Here is a 22,297-nt window from a genome sequence, read left to right on the forward strand (position 1 = left end):
AAAATAAATATGACTCTGGGCAAGGTTGGCGTTCTTTACGGCGGCCGGTCAGCCGAGCGCGAGGTGTCGTTAATGTCGGGTCAGGCCGTTTATGAGGCGCTGATTTCAGAAGGTGTCAATGCGCATTTATTTGATACCGGCCAGCATGGGCTTGGGGAGTTGGCAGCGCAACAGTTTGATCGTGTGTTTGTCGCCTTGCATGGACGTTACGGAGAAGATGGAACGATTCAAGGTGCGCTCGAGTTACTCGGCATTCCTTATACCGGTAGTGGTCACTTGGCGTCGGCTGTGGCAATGGACAAGATCATGACCAAACGGTTATGGCAACAGGCCGGATTGCCAACACCAGACTATCGGGTTGTGTTCAATGAGCAGGATTTGCTCGACTTGCCACAGGCTTTGAGTTTGCCGCTGATTCTGAAGGCACCGAATGAAGGCTCTACGATCGGTTTATGCAAAGTCACCGCTAGCGATCAGTTGTCCGAAGCCTATCGTCAAGTCAGTCCCTACGATAGCGTCATCCTTGCGGAGAAATTCATCACTGGACGTGAGCTCACAGTCGCCGTGCTTGGCAAGGGTCTAGGTGCGGCTGCGCTGCCAATCATCGAAATCATCGCGCCTGGTGGCAGTTATGACTATCAGAGCAAATATTTCTCCGATGAGACGCAATACCTGTGTCCCGCCTCTCTGCCCAATGCGTTGTCTGACCAGATTAGTGAGATTGCAGTTCGTGCCTACCGCGTGCTTGGTTGCGAGGGCTGGGCGCGAGCCGATGTCATGCTGGATGCGGATATGAGGCCGTGGCTATTGGAAATGAATACGTCGCCTGGGATGACGGGCCATTCTTTGGTACCAATGGCAGCCAAGGCGGCAGGGATGAGTTTTGGGGAGTTATGCGTGAAGATTTTGTCGCAAGCGCGTTGCAAGGTGTTGCAACCGCATTTGGTCAGCCAAGCGCAGGAGTGATACGTGTGGAACGAAGCCCGTCTTATCAACGCCACCGCCAACCTCTTGATGGTTTTGGCGGTGCTCGCCTTATTGGCGGGGGCTTTGTTATGGGTGGTGCGGCTACCAGCGTTCGATATCAAGCGCATTGTTATCACCCCGACCTCGGAAGCAGGGTTTCAGTATGTGTCGCCAGATGTGGTGCGCAGTGCAATCGCAGGCCGTCTGACAGGCAATTTTTTCAGTATGGGGCTGCAGGAGGCGCGCGAGGCTTTCGAATCGGCGCCTTGGGTCAGACAAGTCAGTGTTCGCCGAGCTTGGCCCAACGAGTTGCAGGTCGAGATCGAGGAGCAGCAGCCGTTGGCTTACTGGAACGAAAATCAGATGATCAACACATGGGGCGAAGTCTTTACGGCCAATCGCGCGGTGCTAGACGAGAGCGTGCGGTTACCGCAGTTCTACGGTCCAGAGGGTTCCGAGTCGCTGATGGTTCAACGTTACGCGGAACTGGGCCAGTGGTTCGAACGGCTTGGTCTAGGTGTGGATCAGTTGATGCTGAACAATCGATATGCCCTACAGGCCCAACTATCCAATGGCGTAACGCTGCTTCTGGGTCGCGATCCTGGTGCGGAGACAGCCGATCCGCAAGCTGGTGTGCCGGGTGCGGTGTCGTTTGGCGAAAGAATCGAACGTTTTGTGCGCAACTGGCCTCAGGCAGTAGACCAGTTGCAAGGGAAGACCGTGGAGCGAGTGGATTTGCGGTATCCCAATGGCTTTGCAATTACGTTGGCGCAAGTGCCAACGCCCGTCAATTCAAACAAAAAACGGTAAAACCATGACTCGTGACATCAAAGACTTGATCGTCGCCCTAGATATCGGTACCACCAAAGTAGTGGCGGTGGTGGCTGAAGTGCTTCCCGAGGGCGGGTTTGAGGTGTTGGGCCTGGGCCAGCATGAATCCAAAGGCATGCGCAAAGGCGTGGTCGTCAATATCGAAAGCACTGTCAATTCAATACAGCGAGCTTTGGAAGAAGCCGAATTAATGGCCGACTGCAAAATTCGCGACGTATACACAGGCATTGCTGGAAACCATATCCGTAGTTTTAATTCCAGTGGCATGGTGGCTGTCAAAGACAAAGAAGTGACGGCGGCCGACGTGGCCAGAGTGGTTGAAACAGCCAAAGCGGTCAATATTCCGACCGATCAACAAGTCCTGCACGTACTTACTCAAGAGTTCATTGTTGATGGGCAGGAGGACATCCGTGAGCCGATCGGCATGAGCGCACTGCGACTTGAGGTCAAGGTTCACATTGTGACAGGGTCTGTTAGCGCGGCACAAAACATCGTGAAGTGTGTCCGTCGTTGCGGACTTGAAGTGCAAGATTTGATTTTGCAGCCGCTGGCATCGAGCCTGGCTTGTCTGACGCCAGACGAGCGTGAGCTGGGTGTCGTTCTGGTGGATATTGGCGGCGGCACGACTGACGTTGCTATCTACACCGGTGGCGCAATCCGTCACACAGCTGTTTTACCAATTGCTGGCGATCAGATCACCAATGATATAGCCGCCATGCTGCGTACACCCACACCCGACGCGGAAGATATCAAGCTGCGTTATGGCATTGCCAAACAAGTGTTGGCTAGTCCAGATGACATGGTCGAGGTGCCGGGCCTGGGTGATCGCGGTCCACGACTGGTCAATCGGCAAGCATTAGGCGCGGTCATTGAGCCACGCGTTGAAGAGTTGTTTGGTTTGGTCCAGCAAGTTGTTCGCGATTCCGGTTACGAGGATCTGTTGGCATCCGGGATCGTATTGACCGGTGGATCTGCTCTATTGCCCGGGATCGTCGAGCTTGCAGAAGACGTGTTTTTAAAGCCAGTGCGCGTTGCAGTGCCAGAGTATGACGGCGGATTGGCTGATGTGATGCGCAGCCCGCGGTTCAGCACGGTGATGGGTTTGTTGGGTGAGGCACGGTTGCAGCGATTACGTGGACGCAAAGTCGCACAACAAAATGGCAGCTTTAAGAGGGTATTGGCTCGCATGAAGGAATGGTTCATGCATTGAGCAGTGCAGTGGCAGCGCATAGCGTGCCGCGGTGGCGTGAAGATTGTGATCCGGGACGGGCTCAAGGGGAGTGCGGCCCAGATAACAAAAAGCACCAGGTAGCAGACGGTGCGTAGTACTTAGGGGACTTGCAGTTTTTATTTTTGACTTGAGGGAGTCGATCATGATGTTTGAAATGTTGGATAACGCGGAGAAGACCACTGTGATCAAGGTGGTTGGCGTGGGCGGCGCAGGCGGTAATGCGGTGGCCCATATGATTAAGTCAGGCGTCCAAGGGGTGGATTTCGTGTGCGCCAATACCGATGCCCAGGCGTTGGCGGCCACCAGTGCGCCAGTTCAGATTCGTCTTGGCCGAACCGGTTTGGGCGCAGGCGCAAAACCGGAACAAGGCCGTGCTGCTGCGGAAACCGCTCGTGAGGAAATCCGCTCGGCCTTAAATGGCGCCAATATGGTGTTCATTACGGCGGGCATGGGCGGTGGCACTGGCACAGGCGCGGCACCAATCGTTGCTGAAGTTGCCAAGGAGCTCGGTATTCTGACAGTGGGTGTAGTGACCAAGCCATTTATGTTTGAAGGCAATCGTCGCCAAAAGATGTCAGAGGACGGGATCGACGAGCTTGCAAAGCACGTGCATTCATTGATTGTCGTCCTAAACGAAAATCTCTACACCTTGATGGATGAGGATGCAACGCAGGAAGACTGCTTTAAGGCTGCTGATGATGTGCTGCACAATGCTTGCGCAGGTATCGCAGAGATCATCAATGTTGAAGGTAACGTCAACGTCGACTTTGAAGATGTCAAAACCATCATGGGTGAGCAGGGTAAGGCAATGATGGGTACAGCGGTTGCGAGTGGCGAAAATCGCGCTCTGGTTGCTGCACAGGAGGCGGTGGCATGCCCGCTGCTTGAAGGCGTTGACCTGCAAGGTGCGCGTGGTGTGCTGGTCAATATCACGGCAAGCCGCTCACTGAAGATGCGCGAGACCCGGGAAATCATGGACCATATCCGTGGATTTGCAGCCGAAGATGCAACGGTTATTTTTGGGACTGCCTACGACGAGAATATGGGCGACAAGTTGCGAGTGACCGTGGTGGCGACTGGTTTGGGCCGCGCTCGTCCGACTTTGGTGCATGATCGTGATGAGCAGCAAGCCCTGCGAACTGGGACCGATAATCATCTGGTTTCAGCCAATGGGCAAGAAAACCTGCAGGTGCCGTCTGTTTTGCGCAACCCGCGTTCACAAGCTTCGGCTCAGGTGCGCGCGCTTGAGACTGCTGGCATGGAGCATTACGACATACCGGCTTTCTTGCGTCGACAGGCAGACTAAGCGGTCACGGTCGAGCTCAAGTACTGATCGTATTTTCCCTCACGCCAGCGCATGTCTCATGCGCTGGCAGCTGTCCCGTCCTCGTCCCCTAACTGATCACTTTCGTACGGGCCTAGCTTCGATCGCACTTTGAGAAAGATCGCGTTACAATTCAGTCAAATTGCAAGTTTTCTAGGTATTTTTATGTTTTTGCAGCGCACCATCAAAAAACCGGTTCACACAACCGGTGTTGGTTTGCACTCGGGCAAGCGGGTTGAGCTGACTTTACGTCCGGCCTCGCCAGGTACGGGCATCGTGTTTCATCGCGTGGACTTAAATCCGGTGGTGGATCTGCCTGCGCAAGCTGATGGAGTACGAGACACCCGTATGGCGTCCGTGCTTCAGGTGGGCCAAGCGCGTGTCTCGACGGTTGAACACTTGATGTCAGCACTAGCTGGCATGGGAATTGACAACCTTCACGTCGATTTGTCTGCCGAAGAAGTGCCAATCATGGACGGCAGTTCGGCGACATTTGTCTACCTGTTGCGATCAGCTGGACTGCAAGAGCAAGCTGCACCTAAACAGTTTTTGCGCGTATTAAAGCCAATAGAAGTGCGTGAGGGCGAAGGCAAAGATGCCAAGTGGGCGCGGCTTGAGCCTCATGAAGGTTTTGCGTTGGCGTTTTCGATTGATTTCAAGCACCCGGCAATTGATTCAACTGCTGGATTCGCTGAGGTTGATTTTGCGAAACAGTCCTACGCCAAAGAAATTTCACGTGCTCGAACCTTCGGTTTTGTGAGCGAGGTTGAGGCATTGCGATCAATGGGATTGGCGCGTGGCGGTAGTTTAGAAAACGCCATTGTGGTTGATGAATATCGAGTGCTAAACCAGGAAGGGCTGCGGTATGACGATGAGTTCGTCAAGCACAAGATTCTAGATGCTATTGGTGATCTTTATTTAATTGGTAAACCGCTAATTGCGCGCTATGTTGCCAATAAATCTGGGCATGCGATAAACAACCAACTTGCCCGCAATCTGTTGGCCGACAGCAGTGCATGGGAACTAGTTTCATTTGAGTCAGAACAAGCTGTGCCTGCTGCATTTAAAAATGAGTGGCAACTAGCCTAAGGCGGCTTTTTATTAATCGACCCAGTATCGAACTTGTTGGGTCATCCCACCTGCTGCCCCACCCCAATCACAGCGAATAGCCGGTTTTGAAGCGATTCAAGACCGGTTGTTTTTTTGTGAGCCTGTCCGGTGATGCGATAACAAACGTTTGACTGCATCTGCTAAGGGGCCTTCCTGAAGCTGACTACTCAGAGCATCGAAATGGTTTAAGTCGGTTTCGTCCAAGGGCCGAGCCGCTTTGCGAGCCTGAGTCGCAGGTGGCGTATTTGGTCGGGTGGCGACCTTGATCTTAAGAATCTCGGCATTCCAGCCGGCCGCCTGAATGCTTTTGAGCAATGTAGGTTGTAATTGGCGCAATTTGGCTGCTAGAGCCGAGTGGTCGGCAATGAGCGTGAGCTCAGAGCCTTTGATCTGCGCTACAGCGAAGCCTTTGCGCATGGCTGCGGGTAACTCTTTACTAATCGCGTCCTGTAATGCTAGCAATCGCTGTGCGGTTACCAGGACAGTGCCCGTCTTTTGTCCTTGCTCGGCCCACTCCAATGCGTGACTAGCAACCGCTTTACCCATGCTCAACTCAAAGATTTCAATAGTCTGTTAGGGTAACGGACTTTCGCCAACTGAACAAACTTTGCAAATGTCTATAAGGACCGTCAACCTGATCGGGAAATTCAGGCGCCATTTTGTTTATGGCTTACTGTTTTGCTTGTCACTCGCATCTACGCCGGCAGGTACGTTGGCAGCCGTAGAAGAGCAGACAGTAACGCCATCACTCAAACGGATAGAAGAGCTATTTGGCGTAGCAGGTCTAACGGACACGAGAGTGGTGTGGCCAGTGGCTGGACCCTATCGAATCAGCTCTAGCTACGGTGTCCGACGCCATCCAATTAAGCGTAAGCCCGTATTCCACCATGGTCTAGACATTGCTGCTGTGTCTGGTACGCCGATTGTTGCCGTGGCAGTAGGACGGGTTGTATTCGCGGGATGGCGCTCCGGTTATGGTCGAGTCGTTGAAATTGAGCATGGGCGAGGATGGCTGTCACGCTATGCGCATGCCAAATCGTTAACAGTCAGGAAAGGGCAGCTCGTACTGGCTGGACAAATGATTGGCAGGGTTGGTCGGTCAGGCCATGCGACTGGTGCCCATTTGCATCTTGAGTTTGAGGCATCCGGCAAGCGGATTGACCCAATGGCCTTCTGGGCAGAGGTCAGTGTCAGTAGCTCACAGTAGCCCTGACGCCTGCGGTACACTTATCAGCTTATATGGCGGGACTCGTAAGCCGCTAGGATCTGTTGCGCATGTTATCTCTAATTAAGAAAGTCTTTGGTTCCCGAAACGACCGGCTGTTGAAGCAGCTAAACAAAGATGTCAAGCGCATCAATGCGCTCGAGCCCTCCATGCAGGCCTTGTCTGATCAGCAGCTTCAGGCGCTGTCGGCCAAACTCAAAGAACGGGTTCAAGGCGGTGAGGCGCTGAATGCGATTTTGCCGGAAGCGTTCGCACTTGTTCGTGAGTCGAGTCAGCGAGTGTTCGGGATGAGGCACTTTGATGTGCAATTGATCGGTGGCATGGTCTTGCACTCTGGAAAAATTGCCGAGATGCGCACCGGTGAAGGTAAAACGCTAATGGCAACATTACCGGTTTACCTGAACGCTTTGACTGGGCGCGGCGTTCATGTTGTGACCGTGAACGACTATCTGGCTAGGCGCGATGCTGAATGGATGGGACAGTTGTATAACTTCCTCGGTATGAGCGTAGGCGTCGTCGTGCCGCAACAAAGCAATGAAGAAAAGCGTGCTGCCTATCGGTCAGACATCACGTACGGCACCAATAATGAGTTCGGATTTGACTATCTAAGAGACAACATGGAGTATCGCGCTGAAGACCGTCGACAGCGTGGTCTCGTGTTTGCGATTGTGGATGAGGTCGATTCGATCTTGATTGATGAGGCCCGCACGCCTCTGATCATTTCTGGTCAAGCAGAAGACCACACTGCGCTCTATCAGGCGATGAACATGGTGCCGCCATTGCTGACCAGAATGCAGAGCGAGCCAAAGACAAATGAGCCCGACCCAGAAGGCGACTATTGGGTCGATGAGAAAAACCATCAAGTGTATCTGTCAGAGGCTGGGCACGAAAACTCAGAGAGAATTTTGACGGAAAAAGGCTTATTGCCAGAGGGCCAATCTCTTTATGATCCGCGCAACATCTCACTGATGCATCACTTGATGGCATCTTTGCGTGCCCATAGTCTGTTTCACCGAGACCAACACTACGTCGTTCAAGACGGTGAGGTGGTCATTGTTGACGAGTTTACCGGGCGCCTGATGGTGGGGCGTCGTTGGTCAGATGGATTGCATCAGGCAGTCGAGGCCAAAGAGAACTGCAAAATACAGTTTGAGAACCAGACCTTGGCATCGATTACCTTCCAAAACTATTTCCGCATGTATGAAAAGCTTGCGGGCATGACTGGTACAGCCGATACCGAGGCATATGAATTCCAGGAGATCTATGGGTTAGAGACGGTCATTGTGCCTACCAATAAGCCCATGATCCGCAAGGATACGCATGACCAGATTTACAAGACTGATCAAGAGAAATATAACGCCATCCTGAACGATATTCGTGATTGCCAATCGCGTGGCCAACCTGTTTTGGTAGGTACCACCAGTGTGGAGAACTCCGAATTACTGTCCAAAGCCCTAACGGCTGCGGGTCTGAAGCACGAAGTCCTCAACGCCAAGCAGCATGCGCGCGAGGCGGAGATCGTGGCGCAGGCAGGCAAGCCGGGCGCCATTACGATTGCCACCAACATGGCAGGCCGGGGCACCGACATTGTGCTCGGTGGGAATGTGCTGAAGCAGATTGAGCTGTTGCTATCCGACCAATCATTGGATGAAGCCACTCGTGAGACGAAAGCCCAGGAGTTGCGTGATGGCTGGCAAGCGTTGCACCAACAGGTTTTAGATGCAGGTGGCTTGCACATCATTGGAACAGAGCGGCACGAGTCACGCCGAATTGATAATCAGCTACGTGGTCGTGCAGGGCGCCAAGGCGATCCCGGGTCATCTCGCTTTTATCTATCACTAGACGATTCGCTGATGCGAATCTTTGCGGGTGATCGTGTCAGAGCCATCATGGATCGTCTGAAGTTGCCCGAAGGTGAGCCCATCGAGGCTGGCATGGTCAACCGATCGATCGAATCGGCGCAGCGCAAGGTGGAAAGCCGCAACTTTGATATCCGCAAGCAACTGCTCGAGTATGACGATGTCGCCAACGATCAGCGCCGTGTGCTCTATGGTCAGCGCAACGAGGTGCTCGACAGTACCAATGTGGGTGAGCAAGTCGAGAGCTTGCGCGATGGCGCTCTAACCGATGTGGTCCGTGAGTTTGTTCCCGAGGGCTCAGTCGAGGAGCAGTGGGACTTGGCTGCTCTGCAAAAAGTGCTGGAATCAGACTGGCAGCTCGATGTGCCGATTGTTCAAACGGTAGAGAATTCGAAAGAGTTTGGCGAAGAAGATATTGTTGAGATGGTCGTCAAAGCCGGTAAAGCGGCATACGACAACAAGATCGCTACTGTGGGTGAAGACACTTGGCGGCCGTTCGAACGTTCGGTCATGCTTCAAGTCATCGATAACCACTGGCGAGAGCATCTGGCATCGTTAGATCATCTGCGTCAGGGTATTCATTTGCGCGGTTATGCCCAGAAAAATCCCAAGCAAGAGTACAAGCGCGAAGCAATTGAACTGTTCTCAATGATGTTGCAGCGGGTGCGTGATGATGTTGTCAAGCTATTGTTGACCGTCAAGGTGCAAAGCCGTGAAGAGGTAGAAGCGGCTGAACGCGAGGCAGAAAAACAGCATGTGCAAAACGTCCAGTATCACCATGCCGATCAGGATGAGGCCTTGGCTGAGCCAGCCTCAGACAAACGTAGTTCCTCGGCACAGGCTGAGCACGCAGGTGGTGCAGCGATGCGCAATCCATATGCAAAGGTAGGACGAAATGAGCCATGTCCCTGTGGCAGTGGAAAGAAATTCAAGCACTGTCACGGTAAGCTAGGCTAAAACTACTAGTGTTTAGAAGATTCAACGTAATTAAACCCGTGGTCGCGGGTTTCTGATGGCAATTTGTGTCAGTGAGCCAAAAAGTCCAAGTGAAGCAGAAAAGTCTTAGACTATCGGCTTCATTGAAACTATTTTTTCTGACTATGGTCTAAACTCGTTAGACTAAGATTTCGTCAGAAGCCATTAATAACCCATAACCCGCTATGTCGGCGGGTCAAGTGTTGGGTAACTGCCATTGCAGTTAGAATGAGTTGGTAGATCCAAGATTTAGTGACAGGTGAGCAGTCTTGCCATGGGGTAAGGCGGGCATGCCAAGCAGGAGATAGGCCGTGAACAATTCGTTTTCCAAGATCGCCGTGTGGATGGTTATTGCACTGGTGTTATTTACCGTCTTCAGACAGTTTGACGGTCGTCCGGCTGCGCAGGAGTCTGTTAGCTACACCCAGTTCATGGATGATGCCCAGGCCGGCAAAATCCGTAAGGTTGATGTCCAGGGTGATGTCCTGCACGTGACACCAGATAACGGTCGTCCCTACACCATTACATCGCCTGGTGACCTCTGGATGGTCTCAGATCTCATGAAAGCGGGCGTTCAGGTTTCCGGCAAAGCCCGTGAAGAACCCTCTCTGCTGATGAGCATCTTTGTGTCATGGTTCCCCATGCTGCTTCTGATTGCAGTCTGGATATTTTTTATGCGCCAGATGCAGGGCGGTGGCAAGGGCGGTGCGTTCAGTTTCGGTAAGTCAAAAGCTCGCATGCTCGATGAGTCATCAAACAACATCACGTTTGCAGACGTGGCAGGATGTGATGAGGCCAAGGAAGATGTCCAGGAATTGGTGGATTTCCTCCGAGATCCGTCGAAATTCCAAAAGCTAGGAGGGCACATCCCTCGTGGTGTTCTGATGGTGGGTTCACCTGGTACTGGTAAGACCCTCTTGGCCAAGGCAATCGCTGGGGAGGCCAAAGTACCATTCTTCAGTATCTCTGGCTCAGATTTTGTTGAGATGTTCGTAGGTGTGGGTGCGGCTCGCGTGCGGGATATGTTTGAGAATGCCAAAAAGCATGCGCCTTGCATCATCTTTATCGACGAGATTGACGCTGTTGGTCGCCAGCGTGGCGCGGGTCTCGGTGGCGGTAACGACGAGCGTGAGCAGACTTTGAATCAGATGTTGGTTGAGATGGACGGCTTTGAGACCGGCCAAGGCGTTATTGTGATTGCGGCCACCAACCGCCCTGATGTGCTCGACCCGGCATTGTTGCGTCCAGGCCGATTTGATCGCCAGGTGGTCGTGCCATTGCCGGATATCCGCGGTCGCGAGCAGATCCTGCGTGTTCACATGCGCAAAGTGCCGATCGGTCAGAACGTCGATCCTATGGTCCTTGCACGTGGTACTCCCGGGTTTTCTGGTGCAGACCTTGCCAATCTGGTTAACGAAGCTGCTCTGTTTGCTGCACGCCGAAGCGGGCGCTTGGTCGATATGGCTGATTTTGAAAAAGCCAAAGACAAGATCATCATGGGTGCCGAGCGTCGTTCAATCGTGATGCCCGAGGAAGAGCGCCGTAATACGGCCTACCACGAGTCGGGGCATGCAGTGGTTGCGCGTATGCTCCCTAAAACCGATCCTGTGCATAAAGTGACCATCATCCCGCGAGGCCGGGCGCTAGGTGTGACGATGCAATTGCCTGAGGGTGATCGTTACAGCATGGACAAGGAGCGTTTGCTCTCCACTATCGCAGTGCTCTTTGGCGGGCGTATTGCTGAAGAGATTTTCATGAATCAGATGACCACGGGCGCTTCGAATGACTTCGAGCGCGCTACGGCGATTGCACGCGATATTGTGACGCGCTACGGGATGACGACTGAGCTTGGGCCGATGGTTTACGCCGAGAATGAGGGCGAAGTTTTCCTTGGTCGCAGCGTCACAAAAACCACCCATGTCTCTGAAGCAACCATGCAAAAGGTTGATTCAGAAATTCGCAAGATCATCGATGAGCAGTATCAGCGCGCTCGCCAGATTCTTGAGGATAACCGCGCCAAGGTGGAATCAATGGCCAAGGCTTTGCTCGAGTGGGAAACTATCGACTCTGATCAAATCAACGACATTATTGAGGGTCGTCCTCCACGTCCACCTAAGGTGCCCGATGCACCATTGGATTCGACTCCGCCGGCGGGTCCAGCAGCGGATGCGCGTGGTGGGAACCCTGCCGAGGCCGTCTAGTACAGGGTTTTTATGTCGACAATTTGGCAGTGTGGGCGCTTTGAGTTTGACCTCAAGCGCCCTGTTTTAATGGGAATCGTGAATGTCACTCCCGATTCGTTTTCTGACGGTGGTTTACATGCCTCGGCCGAGGCAGCCATCTCTCATGCGCGCAAGTTAATCGATGAGGGTGCGCAGATCCTCGATATAGGCGGGGAGTCCACTAGACCGGGTGCCGAACCAGTCCCTACAAAGCGTGAGCTCGAGCGGGTAATGCCGGTGCTCGAGTCCTTGCGTCACGCCGGGGTCGCTTTGTCAGTCGATACGTGCAAGCCCGAGGTGATGAAGACAGCACTCTCTGCGGGTGCGGACATCATTAACGATGTGACGGGTTTCCGTGATCAAGCTGCACGCGAGGTCATTTCAAAGCATCCGTCATGTGGTGTTTGCATTATGCATATGCAAGGTGAGCCGCGCACGATGCAAGTTTCCCCGCATTATGACGATGTGGTGCGAGAAGTTTCTGATCAGCTCATGCAGGTCGCTCGCGGCCTAGAAGCCCTTGGCATAGGCCGAGAGCGAATTGCGTTAGACCCGGGTTTTGGGTTTGGTAAAACGCAGACTCATAACTACACGCTGATGCGCCGCCTGAGTGAGTTGGTCGTGCTTGGCTATCCAGTTTTGATCGGGGTATCCCGAAAGTCCATGATTGGAGCTGTGACAGGTAGATCGATTGATCAGCGCCTGTCAGGCAGCGTGGCTGCAGCCTTGTTAGCTGTAAACTTTGGTGCTAGGGTCCTGCGGGTGCATGATGTGCAGGCCACAAGAGATGCGCTTGCTGTTTGGGAAGCAGTGACCTTCGGTTTACAGGAAACTCAATGAGTCGACGTTATTTCGGCACGGACGGTATACGCGGTGAGGTCGGGGGCGAAGTTATTAACCCCCAGTTTGCCCTAAAGCTTGGGTACGCGGCCGGACGCGTTTTGGCGCAGCACTCAGGCAGCAAATCCAGGCCCTCCGTCCTGATTGGAAAAGATACCCGTATTAGCGGGTACATGCTGGAGTCGGCCCTAGAGGCAGGGTTTGCTGCAGCCGGTGTTAATGTGCTCCTAGCCGGTCCCATTCCGACGCCCGCCGTGGCTTATTTGACCCGAACCTGGCGCCTGTCCGCAGGTATCGTCATCAGTGCATCGCATAATCCCTATCACGACAACGGTATCAAGTTTTTCTCGCCCCAGGGGATGAAGCTGCCGGATGCAGTCGAGCTTGAGATCGAAGCCGCTTTGCATGAGCCTATGGGTTGTGTGTCGTCTGATTGTTTAGGGCGTGCACGCCGCATCGACGATGCAGCCGGTCGCTACATAGAGTTTTGTAAGAGCACCTTCGCGTCTGACCTCGATTTATCAGACTTATCGCTAGTGGTCGATGCGGCCAATGGAGCTGCGTACCACATTGCACCGCACGTTTTTAGAGAGCTTGGGGCCAAGGTGCATGCCATCGGCGTTGAGCCTGACGGATTCAATATTAATGAAGGCGTAGGTGCCCTGCATCCGGATAATCTGGTTAAAGAGGTTCAAGCGCGTGGTGCAGACTTTGGGATCGCACTTGATGGCGATGCCGACCGGATTCAAATGGTTGATGCATCCGGGCGCCTTTATAACGGTGATGAGCTGCTTTACGCCGTGGTGCGCGAGCGAGCCATGCGTACACCAGTTGCTGGCGTAGTTGGCACGCTCATGAGCAACCTTGGCCTTGAACAGGCCTTTGGTGCATTAAAGATTCCGTTTGAGCGGGCTGCCGTGGGTGACCGCTATGTTCTTGAAAAGCTCAAAGATAACCAATGGCTCTTTGGCGGCGAGAGCTCTGGGCACTTGCTATGTCTAGATTGTCACACCACCGGTGATGGGATTGTTGCAGGACTGCAGGTGCTCGCAGCGCTTAAGCGTCAGCAAACTAGCTTGGCTCATTGGATTAGTGATCTGACTCTTTACCCTCAGGTGATGATTAATGTTCCCATTGAGCCGGGTACTGACTGGCAGTCGCATGAGCCATTGAAGCGTCGGACCCTGGAAGTCGAGAAGACGCTCGCTGGTAAGGGGCGTGTGCTAATCCGTGCATCTGGCACCGAACCTAAGTTAAGATTAATGGTCGAGGCGCCTGAAAGTGCTTTAGCCCATGAACTGGCGTTATCTCTGGCTGATAGCCTCGCTTAGCTGTCATAATACTGTCACGATTTGGTCAAACTGATGACATAACTGACAGTCACACTGTCGGCATTGTTAAGTGAGGGCCTTATGCTAGAACTTGTTCGTAGCCGTGCCAGTGTATTGTCTTTGCCCACCAATGAAGCCAATCAAGGCGAATTGGTGGTCGGGTTAGCTCAGTCAGACGAAGAGTTAGAAGCGATACAGCGTCTTCGTTTCAATGTTTTTTCTTCAGAGTACGAGGCTAAAGTTGCCGACGAAGGCAGCGCAATTGACCGCGATGCGTTCGATGTGTGGTGCGAGCATCTCATGGTCAAGGACCTAGGTACCGATCAGGTAGTGGGAACCTATCGGGTGCTCACGCCTCATCAGGCTAGGCGTGCGGGTGGATACTATTCCGAATCCGAATTCGATCTTGCTGGCCTGGGAGATATCAAGAAGTCTTTGGTTGAGTTTGGTCGGGCTTGTATCCATGCCGACTACCGCAACGGCTCGGTCTTGATGATGCTTTGGTCAGGATTGGCTGAAATCTTAAAGCAAGGCCGTTACGAGCATGTGTTCGGATGTGCAAGCGTGAGCTTGCGTGATGATGGTGTAACCGCGGCGACAGTTTGGCGCAGCGTTAAAGATTCCATCGGCCAGAATGAGGCTCCGGTGGTTTCACCTTTACACCGTTACCCGGTTGACCAACTCGATAGCCATTTGCCTGCGCAAGTGCCCGCTTTATTGCGTGGTTACTTGCGTTTGGGCGCGCAGGTCTGCGGTGAACCTGCTTGGGATCCCGATTTCAATACGGCAGATTTTCCGATGCTGCTATCGATTAGCAACATGGGCACTCGTTACCGTCGACACTTTGGGTTCGAGTAAGGCCAGATCGTTCTAGACGGTCACTACCTCAAACTGCATGCCAACTTTGCGCCACTCATCTTCTTCTGCGTGAAGTGAAAAATCTGTCAATGGGTGCTTGGCTAGCCAACTCCTGTTGACGGTTGTCACAATCGATTTCCCTTTGACGCTGACAGACAGCGCTAACGCCTCAACTTCCTCACGCCTGCGGCACAAAAGCGCCGCTAAGCGCAATGCCAGTACGGCCATCCATTGTTCTTGCGACTTGACCAAGGACTGAACTTTACCGAGTTTGCCGGTATGAGCTAGTACCAACATGGCAACTGCCGCCTGATCTGCCTTGGAAAATCCTGGCATGTCCGCGTTGTTCAGGATGTAGGCGCCGTGCTTATGATAGCCATTTGAGGAAATCGACATGCCAACCTCGTGCAGGTCAGCCGCCCAACTGAGTGCATGCCTCAGCTCATCGAACGGGTTCGCATTGGGAAACAGGCTGTCATAAAGGCGCTGAGCAGTTCGTCTGACGCGCGATGCCTGTCGTGAGTCGACGTGGTAGCGCTTCATAAATACTTTGACCGTTTCATCACGGCGGTCTTGGGCGTCACTGCGACCGGCCAAGTCAACCAATACGCCCAAGCGTAACGCACCGTCACCTGTGTGCATGACCTCGATGCCCATTTCATCGAAAAACGCACTCATGATGGCCAGCCCACCTAGCAATACATCAGCTCGCTCGAGTTTGATCCCTGGCAAGTCTTCAGGCACTACCCGACCCGTTTTGACGAGCTTCTGGCGCAGGCGTTGTAAACCCGATGCGGTAATTCCCTTCTTGGAAAAACCACCTTCGGTCAAGATGGCTTGCAGGGCCTTGGCAGTCCCAGACGATCCATAAGCCTCTTGCCAGCCCAGTTTTTTGTAGGGTTTGGTGATGACTTCGATCTCGCGTTGTGCCGACATCTCGGCCGTGCGCATCGTGTGCTCATCGACCACCCCGTCGGGAAAAAAACGCCGGGTGTAGCTGACACAGCCCATATAAAGCGATGACATTACCAGAGGCTCCTCACGCTTGCCGATGATGACTTCGGTGGAACCTCCACCGATGTCGATGACCAAGCGCTTGTTATCTGAGGCTGGAAGTGTGTGATTAACACCGGTATAGATTAGGCGTGCTTCTTCTCGGCCCGCGATCACTTCAATCGGGAATCCTAGCGCTGCTTCAGCGAGTGGCATGATCTCAGGGGTATTGCGCGCAACCCGAAAGGTGTTGGTGGCTACGGCTCGCACCCGGTCTGGATGGAAGCTTTCCAATCGCTCGCCAAAGCGTTTGAGGATCGCCAAGGCTTTATCAATGGCCTGTTCACTGAGAACCTTGTTCTCATCAAGGCCGGCTGCGAGCCTGACGGTTTCTTTCAGGCGGTCAATTTGGTAGATCTGGCGTACACCGTTCTCGTCGTGTACACGACCAATTGCAAGCCTGAAACTGTTGGAGCCAAGGTCGACCGCCGCCAGTAAATGTTCCATGCATTATCACCTAACGAACTCTTGGGCGATTATAGGGTCTGTATGTGACAATGCTTCACTAAGTAATGCAACAAAGCCCATCGGGCTTGTGTCATCATGTAACTATCTGAACAGTCACAATATTTCACTCATCAATATGGCTACTACCAACGTCCGTGCCACTCGAGCCAGTCAGAAGACCAATGCAACGCGCGCACGGCGCCTATCACCACAGCGGCTTGCAGAGCCCCGTTTTCTGAACCGGGAACTGTCGCTCTTGCAGTTCAATGAGCGGGTGCTTGCCATGGCACAAAACCCAACGACACCTCTACTGGAGCGTTTGCGTTATCTGTGTATCGTGGGTTCAAACCTTGATGAGTTTTTTGAAATTCGGGTCTCTAGTCTGAAGGAGCAACAACGTTTGCATCCGAGCATGCGTGGTCCGGACGGATTGACAGCATCAGACGCCTTGGCGTTGGTTGACAAAGCTGTGCATGCACTCGTGCAAAAGCTGTATGCCTTGCTTAACGATGAGGTGTTGCCCAGCCTGCGAGCGCAAGGTGTTTACCTGCATCACGCCTCCGAGTGGGATGACGCCCAGCGGGAGTGGGCCCATGATCTGTTCGTGCGTGACATGATGCCGCTTTTAACTCCGATTGCCTTGGATCCGGCCCATCCATTTCCACGCGTACTTAACAAGAGTCTGAACTTCATTGTGCCGCTATCGGGTGAAGATGCGTTTGGACGTAAGGCTCGTATTGCCGTGGTTCAGGCTCCCCGCGCTCTACCGCGTGTCGTGCGGATGCCACCGGCCATTGCAGGCTTACCGCACGGTTTTATTTTATTGACGTCATTAATTAGAGCCTTTGCGCCAGAGCTATTTCCTGGCATGGAGGCACATGGTGTGTTCCAGTGGCGTGTTACACGCAACAGTGATTTATTTGTAGACGAGGAAGAAGTCACCAATTTGCGACAGGCTTTGCAAGGTGAATTGTCGCAGCGTAATTTCGGTTCAGCCGTCAGATTGGAGATCGACCAGTTGACTCCGCCGCACATTGAGTCATTGCTGCAGACAGAGTTTGGTTTGCAAGCGGCTGATACCTATCGGGTCAATGGTCCAGCTAATGTGGCGCGGATGATGCAAATTTGTCAGGAAGTTGACCGACCAGATTTGTTATTCCCTGAGTTTCAGGGGCCTATACCCAAGGCGTTTGCAACCTTGCCCCACAAGTCTGGAGCGATATTTGAGTTGATTGCCGCTGGTGATCAGTTATTACACCACCCGTATCAATCATTTCAGCCGGTCATTGACTTTCTGACCACTGCAGCACTTGACCCTGATGTGGTGGCGATCAAGCAGACCATTTACCGTACGGGAGAGGATTCCAAACTCATGGAATTACTCATTTCCGCAGCTCGGGCAGGTAAAGAGGTCACTGTGGTCGTGGAGTTAATGGCGCGATTTGATGAGCAAACCAACATCAATTGGGCTGCCAGACTAGAAGAGGTTGGGGCACATGTGGTTTATGGCGTGGTGGGTCACAAGACGCATGCGAAGATGCTGCTTGTGCTTCGGCGTGAGCAAGGTCGGATTCGGCGCTATGGCCATCTGGGCACCGGTAATTATCATCCGCGTACGGCACGGCTATACACGGACTTTGGCTTGATGACCGCCAACCCGACACTTTGCGAGGATATGGACAAGGTGTTCGCCCAACTGACTGGTTTGGGTGCTCGACGTCAGTTAAAGCTCTTGCGGCAGTCCCCATTCACCTTGCATGAATCGATCATGAGCATGATCGAGGTTGAGACGGCGGCAGCCAGAGCTGGCAGAAAGGCCCGAATCATGGCCAAGATGAACTCGCTATTGGAGCCTAAGGTGATCGAGGCGCTTTATGAGGCCAGTCAGGCCGGCGTCAAAATCGACCTGGTTATCCGCGGTGTTTGCGCCTTACGCTCGGGCGTACCGGGGTTGTCGGAGAATATCCGCGTGCGATCGATCATTGGGCGGTTTCTGGAACATTCTCGGGTGTTTTACTTTTATGCAGGTGGTAAAGAAGAGGTTTATTTGTCGTCAGCTGACTGGATGGACCGTAACTTCTTCAGGCGCGTGGAGGTGGCGTTTCCGGTGCTAGATACCTCTTTGAAGCGACGTGTAATCAAGGAGTCTTTTACCTTGGCGTTCAAAGACAACACGCGAGCCTGGATTCAGCAGTCCGATGGCAAGTTTGTGCAAGTTATGTCCAAATCGACCCCGGTGAACATGCATGACGAGTTGATCAGCCTTCTGGGCTCCAAATAAGCCCGCTCAATCTGCTATAGTTCACCTCTTCGGGGCGTAGCGCAGCCTGGTAGCGCATCTGCTTTGGGAGCAGAGGGTCGCGAGTTCGAATCCCGCCGCCCCGACCATTCATACAAAAAACCGTCATTCAGTTATCTGGATGGCGGTTTTTTATAGGCCCAACGGCCAACGGTCTGAATTTCAGAGCCCTACGCCATGACATTAAAGCCAGCATCAACATAAATTGTCTGCCCAGTCATGCCGCTTGATTCAGAGGCGCATAAAAAAGCGGTTAAGTTAGCCACCTCATCGATGTTGACTAGTCGGCCTAATGGGCTGCGGTCTCGCGCCATCTTCATCAACTCATCAAAATGCGCTATTCCCGATGCTGCGCGAGTCAATATGGGTCCTGGGGATACGGCGTGTACGCGAATGTTTTGTGGGCCGAGTTCAGCTGCGATGTACCGCACAGTAGATTCGAGCGCTGACTTTACGGGGCCCATGATACCGTAGCTGGGTACAACTTCTGCTGAACCATGGTATGTCATGGTTAACATGCTGCCACCACCAGTCATGTGGGGTGCAGTTAACTTTGCGAGCTCAGCAAACGAGTGGCATGACAAGGCAATTGCCTCAGAAAACCCCTCACGCGAACTGTCGATGACACGGCCATGCAAGTCATCGATTGGTGCCCAGGCGATTGAGTGGATCACGAAATCAAGTTTGCTAAATCGTACGATTGCCCTATCAATGAATGTTTCGAGTTCCTGCCGGTTTCTGAGATCGCAGTTCTTAAGCTCGACGCCAAGTGGATCGGTCACGACTCGAGCATGGGGTGCGGCTTTGTCGTTTAAGCAGCTGACTAAAAGTTCCGCACCTAAATTGTGCAAACGCCTAACGATAGCGGCTGCAATGCTTTGATCATTGGCCAAGCCCAGTACGATTCCGGCTTTACCGCGTAGATCGCAAAAGGACGTATGCATATTGACTCCTAATTATCCAACAGTGTTAGTGTTGCAGCAGCTATTGTCCATTGTCTCTAGACAAAAGGCTATGTGTAGCTACACCTTATGCATCATTAACTCGCCTCGTGATACTGGTCGCACATCGGTCGTTTGTATGAGTTAGCGGATCCCGAAATGCTAGTTGCGTTATGTGGTTGCAAGAAGTTGACAGAATTGTGCAGTAATTCGTCATACATTTACGAGTAAAAATCGACCTCTTGATGTGTCTACAAGAGGTTGCAGTTCAATTAACGGAAGGAGCAATAACTTGATGGATAACATAGACGAGCTGATGGTAGCTAGCGAGCTTAAGGGGGACAGTGCCGGGTTAATTGCCGCTGTGAGCTATATCCAGGGTGAACCGCCCAAGACGCTACAGGTTGATGAGATAGGCGCCGCATTACTGAACCCCGCTGCACTGGTTTGGATAGGGCTACATCACCCTGAAGAGGAATTAATGACACAGGTTCTATCGCAGTTGGATGTGAGCCTAGACAGCCTTGGCAGTTTGCTTGGTGATCTATCAATGCCACGGCTCTCCGTACTTGAGCGTGAGATATTGATTGTGTTGCCCACCATCAGCTGGAAAGCTGGCCACAGTCGACCTCATTTTGGGCGGCTGGCGTGTCTGGTGGGTGAGCGGTTTTTGGTGACGGTCAGACGTGGGCCTTCATCACCCCATGTCGATTTACGCGAACGCCTGGAGCTGAACCGTGGCTTGCTGCACGCCGGGTGCGATCACGTCGCGGTCGAGATTGTTGATCATCTGATTGATCAATACGTTGAGTCGTTTCGTCGTTTTGAGTTGCAAGTGGATCGTACGGAGCGTGAATTGATGCGGGGCACTTTCGATCGAGCCTCGATACAGAGGCTCTACATCATGCGCAGGGATTTTCATCGGCTGCATGTTGCTATTGAGCCGATCGGTGAGGTTTGCGCCCGAGTCGCCAGACTTGAAGCTAAGCATGTGAGCGCATCGGCGAGGTTACGTTTTGATGGGCTTGCGGATCGGATTTCCCGGGTGGATGGGCTATTTGACTCGCTGGCAGAGGGTCTGAAGTTCGCGTTCGAGGCAGGCATGATGATTGAGCAGGCCCGCCAGACTGACACCACCCGCAAACTGGCCTCCTGGGCAGCGATTATCTCGATCCCAACGGCGATTGCTGGTCATTACGGCATGAACTTTCAGCACATTCCCGCTATAGGTTTTGAGTACGGGTATTACTTCGCTTTGGCACTGATGGGGGTTGCCTGTACGTCACTTTATGTGCTGTTCAAGCGGGCAAAGTGGCTTTGAGCCATTTCAGAGCTCACCCCAGAATGTCGGTTTTAACCTTTTGATTTGATTATTAATTTTTCTTAACTATGGGGCTGAGCTTAAGGGTTGTAGGCATTGAAGCAAGAATATCTTGGTGTCTGTAGATTGAGATAGAACAGAAGAAATATGAAAATTTGCGATTCGTAACATCACTGTCACATTAGGCCTTTAATGTTCAGGCTGTCCGTAAGACGACGCGGCACTTTGAGTGAAACGTTACTTGCCGCGAAAGTCGGGTAGACGTGCCTGAAACGAAGCCACAAGGCGATTTAGGCGAACTTAAATCTAGACAAATAAGGTGTTATTCATGAAACGTATTTCTCTGTCGGCCCTGATGGTTGCTGGTGCATCCATGGCGTTTAGCGCCGGTGTCATGGCGCGTGACACGATCCAGATCGCTGGTTCGTCAACTGTTTTGCCGTTTGCCTCGATCGTCGCTGAGGAATTCGGTCAGACCTTCTCTCAATTCAAGACCCCAGTGGTTGCCTCGGGTGGCTCATCGGGTGGTCTGCGCCAGTTTTGCCAGGGCGTTGGTGCCAACACCATCGACATCGCAAACTCATCGCGCCCAATTCGTGACTCCGAAGTTCAAGCTTGCGCCAAGAATGGCGTGACTGGCATCATCCCGGTGAAGATTGGTTTTGACGGCATCGTGTTCGCTAATCAGAGCAGCAGCGGCGTGTTTGCTTTGACGCCCCGCCATATCTTCCTGGCGCAGGCCAAGGAAGTTCCTCAGGGTGGCAAGATGGTTGCAAACCCCTACACCAATTGGAGTCAGATTGACCCCACGTTGCCAAATCAGGAAATTACTTTGGTGATTCCTGGCTCAAACCACGGCACCCGTGAAGTCTACGAAGAAAAAATGGTGATCCCTGGCTGCAACACGTTTGCGGAAGTCAAAGCCATGGACAAAAAAGCGGCACACAACTTCTGCGTGGCTATGCGTACCGACGGTCGCGTGATTGAAGTGGCTGGCGACTACACCGAGACGCTCGGTCGCCTCGATGCACAGAAAAACGCGCTCGGCGTATTTGGCCTTAGCTTCTATGAGCAAAACCGTGACCGTCTGCAAGTCGCTACCGTTAACGGTGTCCGTCCTAGTCTGAAGACTATCGAGACTGGTGAGTACCCAGTCTCACGTCCGTTGTTCTTCTATGTTAAAGATGCTCACGTGGGTGTGATTCCTGGCCTGCTCGAGTATGCCGAGTTCTTCGTGTCCGAGCCTGTCTCTGGCATGGGTAGTCCGCTTGAGCGTGCTGGCTTGATTCCGCTAAACGACGCGGAGCGTGCGCAAATCACTGCTGATATCAAGGCACGTAAAACAATCGGTAAGTAACCGAAATTGGGGCGGCCGTACTTCAGATGGATTGGGTTGGCCGCCCACTAATCTGACCGAAGGGTCAGATTTTTTGTCTCTGACAAGCGTCGTTTATATTCTGGCGT

General features: G+C 52.9%; 17 protein-coding genes and 1 tRNA gene. 15 read left to right on the plus strand and 3 right to left on the minus strand.

The genetic code is table 11. From position 1 onward, the window contains the following. Positions 1 to 3: 3 nt before the first annotated feature. The 5 genes from DHf2319_RS02660 (at position 4) to lpxC (ending at position 5,441) form a co-directional block, all read left to right on the plus strand. Positions 4 to 966 carry a D-alanine--D-alanine ligase gene (locus tag DHf2319_RS02660; protein WP_305802186.1) on the plus strand — a complete coding sequence of 321 codons (963 nt, stop codon included), beginning with the start codon at positions 4 to 6 and terminating at the stop codon, positions 964 to 966. A 3-nt stretch (positions 967 to 969) separates the two neighbouring features. Then, the gene (locus DHf2319_RS02665; RefSeq protein WP_243479255.1) at positions 970 to 1,776 is read left to right on the plus strand and encodes a cell division protein FtsQ/DivIB; all 807 of its coding nucleotides are present in this window, start codon (positions 970 to 972) and stop codon (positions 1,774 to 1,776) included. 4 nt (positions 1,777 to 1,780) lie between these two features. Then, a complete protein-coding gene (ftsA, locus tag DHf2319_RS02670; RefSeq protein ID WP_243479256.1) occupies positions 1,781 to 3,007 on the plus strand; it encodes a cell division protein FtsA in 1,227 nt (408 codons plus the stop codon). 160 nt (positions 3,008 to 3,167) lie between these two features. After that, positions 3,168 to 4,334 carry a cell division protein FtsZ gene (ftsZ, locus tag DHf2319_RS02675; RefSeq protein WP_243479973.1) on the plus strand — a complete coding sequence of 389 codons (1,167 nt, stop codon included), beginning with the start codon at positions 3,168 to 3,170 and terminating at the stop codon, positions 4,332 to 4,334. A 183-nt stretch (positions 4,335 to 4,517) separates the two neighbouring features. Continuing rightward, a complete protein-coding gene (gene lpxC / locus DHf2319_RS02680; protein ID WP_243479257.1) occupies positions 4,518 to 5,441 on the plus strand; it encodes a UDP-3-O-acyl-N-acetylglucosamine deacetylase in 924 nt (307 codons plus the stop codon). Positions 5,442 to 5,537: 96 nt separating this feature from the next. Here lpxC and DHf2319_RS02685 read toward each other — a convergent pair whose 3' ends face one another. After that, positions 5,538 to 6,008 (minus strand): DciA family protein, encoded by a 471-nt coding sequence (locus tag DHf2319_RS02685; RefSeq protein WP_243479258.1) that lies wholly within the window; start codon positions 6,006 to 6,008, stop codon positions 5,538 to 5,540. 67 nt (positions 6,009 to 6,075) lie between these two features. Here DHf2319_RS02685 and DHf2319_RS02690 point away from each other — a divergent pair, with 67 nt between their 5' ends. From DHf2319_RS02690 to DHf2319_RS02715, 6 genes are all read left to right on the plus strand, one after another. After that, positions 6,076 to 6,669 carry a M23 family metallopeptidase gene (locus DHf2319_RS02690; protein WP_243479259.1) on the plus strand — a complete coding sequence of 198 codons (594 nt, stop codon included), beginning with the start codon at positions 6,076 to 6,078 and terminating at the stop codon, positions 6,667 to 6,669. A gap of 68 nt (positions 6,670 to 6,737) precedes the next feature. Beyond that, on the plus strand, positions 6,738 to 9,503 hold the full coding sequence (secA, locus tag DHf2319_RS02695; RefSeq protein WP_243479260.1) for a preprotein translocase subunit SecA: 2,766 nt from the start codon (positions 6,738 to 6,740) through the stop codon (positions 9,501 to 9,503). Positions 9,504 to 9,832: 329 nt separating this feature from the next. Next, entirely contained in the window at positions 9,833 to 11,722 is a 1,890-nt protein-coding gene (gene ftsH, locus DHf2319_RS02700; RefSeq protein ID WP_243479261.1) for an ATP-dependent zinc metalloprotease FtsH, read from the plus strand. Between the two features lie 12 nt (positions 11,723 to 11,734). Further along, positions 11,735 to 12,583 (plus strand): dihydropteroate synthase, encoded by an 849-nt coding sequence (gene folP, locus DHf2319_RS02705; RefSeq protein WP_243479262.1) that lies wholly within the window; start codon positions 11,735 to 11,737, stop codon positions 12,581 to 12,583. Beyond that, on the plus strand, positions 12,580 to 13,914 hold the full coding sequence (gene glmM, locus DHf2319_RS02710) for a phosphoglucosamine mutase (RefSeq protein ID WP_243479263.1): 1,335 nt from the start codon (positions 12,580 to 12,582) through the stop codon (positions 13,912 to 13,914). Before folP ends, glmM begins: the two co-directional genes overlap by 4 nt. Before the next feature lie 81 nt (positions 13,915 to 13,995). Further along, the gene (locus DHf2319_RS02715; protein WP_243479264.1) at positions 13,996 to 14,772 is read left to right on the plus strand and encodes a GNAT family N-acetyltransferase; all 777 of its coding nucleotides are present in this window, start codon (positions 13,996 to 13,998) and stop codon (positions 14,770 to 14,772) included. A gap of 12 nt (positions 14,773 to 14,784) precedes the next feature. On the opposite strand, the gene ppx is transcribed toward DHf2319_RS02715, so the two are convergent. Continuing rightward, on the minus strand, positions 14,785 to 16,272 hold the full coding sequence (gene ppx / locus DHf2319_RS02720; protein ID WP_243479265.1) for an exopolyphosphatase: 1,488 nt from the start codon (positions 16,270 to 16,272) through the stop codon (positions 14,785 to 14,787). A 136-nt stretch (positions 16,273 to 16,408) separates the two neighbouring features. Here ppx and ppk1 point away from each other — a divergent pair, with 136 nt between their 5' ends. Then, positions 16,409 to 18,553: a polyphosphate kinase 1 gene (gene ppk1 / locus DHf2319_RS02725; protein ID WP_243479266.1), complete on the plus strand. Its 2,145-nt coding sequence runs from the start codon at positions 16,409 to 16,411 to the stop codon at positions 18,551 to 18,553. 30 nt (positions 18,554 to 18,583) lie between these two features. Next, positions 18,584 to 18,660, plus strand: a tRNA-Pro gene (locus DHf2319_RS02730). Between the two features lie 81 nt (positions 18,661 to 18,741). On the opposite strand, the gene DHf2319_RS02735 is transcribed toward DHf2319_RS02730, so the two are convergent. After that, the gene (locus DHf2319_RS02735) at positions 18,742 to 19,515 is read right to left on the minus strand and encodes an SDR family oxidoreductase (RefSeq protein ID WP_243479267.1); all 774 of its coding nucleotides are present in this window, start codon (positions 19,513 to 19,515) and stop codon (positions 18,742 to 18,744) included. Positions 19,516 to 19,807: 292 nt separating this feature from the next. On the opposite strand from DHf2319_RS02735, the gene DHf2319_RS02740 reads away from it, so the two are divergent. Together DHf2319_RS02740 and DHf2319_RS02745 are read left to right on the plus strand one after the other, a co-directional pair. After that, positions 19,808 to 20,833, plus strand: coding sequence for a CorA family divalent cation transporter (locus DHf2319_RS02740; protein WP_243479268.1), 1,026 nt, complete (start codon positions 19,808 to 19,810; stop codon positions 20,831 to 20,833). A gap of 328 nt (positions 20,834 to 21,161) precedes the next feature. Then, positions 21,162 to 22,190: a substrate-binding domain-containing protein gene (locus DHf2319_RS02745; RefSeq protein WP_243479269.1), complete on the plus strand. Its 1,029-nt coding sequence runs from the start codon at positions 21,162 to 21,164 to the stop codon at positions 22,188 to 22,190. Positions 22,191 to 22,297 lie beyond the last annotated feature (107 nt).

It is taken from the genome of Orrella daihaiensis, from assembly GCF_022811525.1.
Taxonomy (GTDB): Bacteria; Pseudomonadota; Gammaproteobacteria; order Burkholderiales; family Burkholderiaceae_B; genus Algicoccus; species Algicoccus daihaiensis.

Excerpts from the sequence above, each read along its gene's own strand:
- ftsA (WP_243479256.1), top strand. The coding sequence starts at position 1,781 with ATGACTCGTGACATCAAAGACTTGATCGTCGCCCTAGATATCGGTACC.
- lpxC (WP_243479257.1), top strand. The coding sequence starts at position 4,518 with ATGTTTTTGCAGCGCACCATCAAAAAACCGGTTCACACAACCGGTGTT.
- DHf2319_RS02685 (WP_243479258.1), bottom strand. The coding sequence starts at position 6,008 with ATGGGTAAAGCGGTTGCTAGTCACGCATTGGAGTGGGCCGAGCAAGGA.
- DHf2319_RS02690 (WP_243479259.1), top strand. The coding sequence starts at position 6,076 with ATGTCTATAAGGACCGTCAACCTGATCGGGAAATTCAGGCGCCATTTT.
- secA (WP_243479260.1), top strand. The coding sequence starts at position 6,738 with ATGTTATCTCTAATTAAGAAAGTCTTTGGTTCCCGAAACGACCGGCTG.
- folP (WP_243479262.1), top strand. The coding sequence starts at position 11,735 with ATGTCGACAATTTGGCAGTGTGGGCGCTTTGAGTTTGACCTCAAGCGC.
- glmM (WP_243479263.1), top strand. The coding sequence starts at position 12,580 with ATGAGTCGACGTTATTTCGGCACGGACGGTATACGCGGTGAGGTCGGG.
- DHf2319_RS02715 (WP_243479264.1), top strand. The coding sequence starts at position 13,996 with ATGCTAGAACTTGTTCGTAGCCGTGCCAGTGTATTGTCTTTGCCCACC.
- ppx (WP_243479265.1), bottom strand. The coding sequence starts at position 16,272 with ATGGAACATTTACTGGCGGCGGTCGACCTTGGCTCCAACAGTTTCAGG.
- ppk1 (WP_243479266.1), top strand. The coding sequence starts at position 16,409 with ATGGCTACTACCAACGTCCGTGCCACTCGAGCCAGTCAGAAGACCAAT.
- DHf2319_RS02735 (WP_243479267.1), bottom strand. The coding sequence starts at position 19,515 with ATGCATACGTCCTTTTGCGATCTACGCGGTAAAGCCGGAATCGTACTG.
- DHf2319_RS02740 (WP_243479268.1), top strand. The coding sequence starts at position 19,808 with ATGGATAACATAGACGAGCTGATGGTAGCTAGCGAGCTTAAGGGGGAC.
- DHf2319_RS02745 (WP_243479269.1), top strand. The coding sequence starts at position 21,162 with ATGAAACGTATTTCTCTGTCGGCCCTGATGGTTGCTGGTGCATCCATG.